This window comes from Streptococcus parasanguinis, assembly GCF_001578955.1.
Classification (GTDB): Bacteria; Bacillota; Bacilli; order Lactobacillales; family Streptococcaceae; genus Streptococcus; species Streptococcus parasanguinis_U.
In genome coordinates, this window is record NZ_KQ969689.1 from 11,142 (window position 1) to 14,967 (window position 3,826).

Sequence of the window (3,826 nt, forward strand, 5' to 3'; positions counted from 1 at the left end):
ACAAGGATGAAATCTATGTAGTTACCTCTCTATACAAAGCGATTAATTATACGGGAGAATTGAATGTAAGTTCAGAAGAAACGCTGGAGTTAAGTTATTTCAATTATAACTCCCTTCCTTATAACATTGAACAAGAATATCTTGATTATATAAACTATTATAGAGGACTAAGATGATTGACAAAAAAGAAATATTTATTTTTGATTTTGATAATACTATTATTGAATCACTCCCTCTTTGTTTTAGTTGCTTCAGGATAGTGTTTGAAAAATATAAAAATATCAAAATGAGTGATTCGGATATTGAATCATTATTTGGAGGTAGTGAGGAAGATATTATAAGGAGCCATGTAGAAGAAAAATATGCTGATGAAGCAGTCGAATTATTTTACATTCTTTATGAAAATTTACACGATCATTTTATTGTTCAAAATAAAGTATTTGAAAATATTACTTTGCTATTAAAAAAATTAAATTACAAAGGAAAAAGACTTGCTGTTTTTACTGGTAAGGGGCGAAAAAGTATACAAATAAGTATGAAGAAATTAGAATTAGAAAAATATTTTAATTACATTGTATCTGATGATGATGTTGCTAATTCTAAACCTGATAGTGAAGGAATTTTGAAGATACTTGACCATTATAATGCAACTCCCTCAGATGCGATATTCTTTGGTGATTCAGATGCAGATATTATCTCAGCCAAAAAAGCAAATGTACTAGCTGTTGGTGTCAATTGGTATAAAACAAGAAAATTTACTATTTCTCCTGATATAATATCTAAGAATCCATTAGATATTATATACTCCTGCTGATAGTTGATTTGACTTAACAAAAAAGCCCATTTGGTGTACACTGCAAGTGAAGAAAAATAGCAGGGAGGTAAACCAAATGGACATTTTCCATTATACACCGAATCGCCATCACCTTCAACTCAGTATGCCGCAGCTTCGTAAAGTCTGCCGTGACTTATATCAAAAAGTCGCTCCTGATGAGTTGATCCACCGCAAGAATGTAGAGCAATGCAAGGTTTCGAATGTTTCTGTTTTAACCTTGATGCAATTTCAGGCAGAAATTGGGATGAAGTCACAGCGAAAGTTTTATCAATTTATCCGAAATTTCTTCGGATTCAGGGATTGGAGAGAAGCCGCTTCTATCGCCGTGTTCATTATCTGATGCCCCTGCTTCAGCTGATTTGCCTCTATTTCAATCAGCTGGATTTTGATGAATTAGTCATTATCGACAGCTTTCCAGTCCTCTTGTGTCAGCCGGTTAGAAATCATCAGGCCAAGGTCTTGAATGAGGTGGCCAACATCGGCTACTGCGCTTCCAAAAACATGTGGTTCTATGGTTTTAAAATTCATCTGGCGGTGACAGAGTCGGGCTATATTTTGGATTACTTGGTTACGCCTGTCTCGGTCCATGATATTCAGGTGGCAGAAGAGTTGCTGGATGCCATCCCCTATACTCCTGTTTTAGCGGATTTGGACTACTTGGGTAAGGAACTGAAAAAACGATTGGAAGCCAAGGGAATAGACTTTTTGACGCCGATTCGTAAAAATATGAAAGGAGCAGCTGAGCACAACAATCCTGCTATCCTGGCAATCCGAAGGACCATCGAAACTCGGATCTCTGTCCTAAATGCATTGTTTAACATTGAACATCCGCTTGCTCGCTCTTTAGCAGGTTTGCAATTAGAGATCGAACGGGCTATTTTGGTCTATAATTTAGGATTTTTTATCAACTAGCAACACGGGTATTATATATGATAGATTTTGATTTTAAAGGAGGATTTATGAATTTGAAAGGTATAATCTTCGATATGGATGGAGTTATAGTTGATACAGAGTACCAAGATTTTCTAATACAGAAAGATTTTATCAAACACCTTAATCCAAAATCTAGTTACGAAGATTCTGAGCTATTGGTATTAGTTGGTAAATCATATTTTAATCTTTATAGGCTTTTACAGCAATTTATTGGGAAACAATATGATATAAAAACTATAGAAAAAGAATATGCTTCTTTTAGTGATGAGAGATATGAAAAAATTGATTATTCTTTACTTTTTAGAAAAGAAATTCTAAAAATTATTGACTATGCATTGAAAAACGGAATCAAATTAGCTGTAGCATCATCATCAAAATATGAGCATATTAATGAAGTTTTAGAAAGGTGTGACATAAAAAAATATTTTGATGTCATCGTTAGCGGAGAGAATTTTGTAGAAAGTAAGCCAAATCCGTCTATCTATTTAACAACGCTACATAAGTTAGAATTGCAAGCAGAACAATGTATTGCAATTGAAGATTCATACTCTGGAATTGAATCTTCAACTAGCGCCGGAATTGCAACTATTGGTTATTATGATAGCCGATTACCATTTTTTAATGACAAAGCGCAATGGAAAGTTGAAAATATGAAAGAAGTTTTACAAATAATAGAATCACAGAGTCTTTGAGTTGAAAGGCGATGAGGTTCTTGAGGACGTTAGAAAGAAATAAACTTGTTTCATAACGAAATTTAAGGTAGAACTTATCAGGACTCTGCCTTTTTAGGCTCTTTTCTACCATTTGTCAAGTCTGTCAAGGCTTTAAGTAAAAAAATGAGATATGAAAAGGCAACACTTTTCTATACAAAATTTATAAAGTGTTTTTTTAAAGCGCTGATTCGCTTAGCGATTGGGGGTTGGTAGTTCAGACTGCTGTGAATGCGGTGATGATTCCACCAGTAAACGTAGTCCTTTGTTTTAAAGGTTAGTTCTTTCAGCGAATGGAAGGTTTCTTGGTTGACAAACTCGAGTTTGAAGGCACGGTAAGTACTTTCAGACACGGCGTTGTCATAGGGACAAGCTGCTTGACTTAGAGACCGAGCGATGCCGCATCTCATCAATCAGCTGGTTATCAAACTCCTTACCACGGTCAGAATGGAACAGCTTGACATTGGTAAGCGCGTAAGGAATGCTTTGATTGGCTTGTTTGACGAGCTCTGCAGTCTTGTGCCACCCAACTGACAGTCCAATAATTTCGCGGTTAAAGAGATCAATGATCAAACAAACATAAGCCCAACGATTTCCAACACGGACGTAGGTCAAATCTGTTACAATTGCTTCAAGTGGCTTTTCTTGGTCAAATTCTCGAGCCAATAGGTTTGGAATAGGTGCTTCATTTTTTTGAGCTAGTTCTTTATCAAAATAAACAGTATTATAATCCTGATCATTATAAACCGTTGAACCGATACCAGCAGACATTTTTTCGTAAACATGATATTCGTATAGTTTTGCTGATATTGAAACAACGTTCTTATAAGCTTCTTTTTGAACTAGGTTTCTGACATAATTAAGTGCATTATTCTTACCTTCATCTGATAAAGTATTATATAGTCGGACGATTTCGATCTCTGTAAAAAAACCTTTTGGTACATTTAGAATCTGCTCTAGTTGTTGCACTTTTTCTCTAGATGGTTGTTTTACTCCACGTTCCCATGCGGAATAGGCTTGATAGCTGACTCCCAACTGATCAGCAATATCTTTTTGAGTCTTTTTTAGCTCTTTTCTACGAGCTTTTAGTTTTTCTGGTTGATACATCGTTTTCCTCACATTAATAGTAACTTCAATTCAGCTTTTTGTTTTGCCTCTTTGTCTGTTAGCTTATTTTTATCCCAAACATAAGCTATAGATTTTCCTTTATCATAGATGAGCCATACTTTTAGATTGTCACAGCAAGTCTTAATTGTTTTCCAATTCTCTTGGTTTAAAAGTTCAGGATACTCTTGACTAGTCACAAAACTTTTTTTGATCACAGATCGCTCTATCTTATAGATTAGAG

At 35.0% G+C, this 3,826-nt stretch carries 3 protein-coding genes and 4 pseudogenes; 4 read left to right on the forward strand and 3 right to left on the reverse strand.

The window, feature by feature from the left end:
* The 4 genes and pseudogenes from SPADD19_RS12105 to SPADD19_RS00065 form a co-directional block, all read left to right on the forward strand.
* On the forward strand, window positions 1–176 hold a 176-nt coding region (locus SPADD19_RS12105; protein ID WP_481906737.1), incomplete at its 5' end, for an NUDIX hydrolase.
* The gene (locus SPADD19_RS00050; protein WP_003005641.1) at window positions 173–814 is read left to right on the forward strand and encodes an HAD family hydrolase; all 642 of its coding nucleotides are present in this window, start codon (window positions 173–175) and stop codon (window positions 812–814) included. The genes SPADD19_RS12105 and SPADD19_RS00050, both read left to right, overlap by 4 nt.
* A gap of 76 nt (window positions 815–890) precedes the next feature.
* A pseudogene (locus tag SPADD19_RS00060) lies at window positions 891–1,747 on the forward strand (IS982 family transposase).
* Between the two features lie 47 nt (window positions 1,748–1,794).
* Entirely contained in the window at window positions 1,795–2,460 is a 666-nt protein-coding gene (locus SPADD19_RS00065; protein WP_003005418.1) for an HAD family hydrolase, read from the forward strand.
* A gap of 170 nt (window positions 2,461–2,630) precedes the next feature.
* Here the strand turns inward: SPADD19_RS00065 and SPADD19_RS12110 are convergent.
* The 3 pseudogenes from SPADD19_RS12110 to SPADD19_RS00075 form a co-directional block, all read right to left on the reverse strand.
* Window positions 2,631–3,174: pseudogene (locus SPADD19_RS12110) on the reverse strand (integrase core domain-containing protein); the annotation flags it as partial.
* Between the two features lie 249 nt (window positions 3,175–3,423).
* Window positions 3,424–3,585, reverse strand: a pseudogene (locus SPADD19_RS12115) (helix-turn-helix transcriptional regulator); the annotation flags it as partial.
* Between the two features lie 8 nt (window positions 3,586–3,593).
* A pseudogene (locus SPADD19_RS00075) lies at window positions 3,594–3,826 on the reverse strand (ImmA/IrrE family metallo-endopeptidase); the annotation flags it as partial.

Coding starts and splice junctions, on each gene's coding strand:
- SPADD19_RS00050 (WP_003005641.1), top strand. CDS start 173: ATGATTGACAAAAAAGAAATATTTATTTTTGATTTTGATAATACTATT.
- SPADD19_RS00065 (WP_003005418.1), top strand. CDS start 1,795: ATGAATTTGAAAGGTATAATCTTCGATATGGATGGAGTTATAGTTGAT.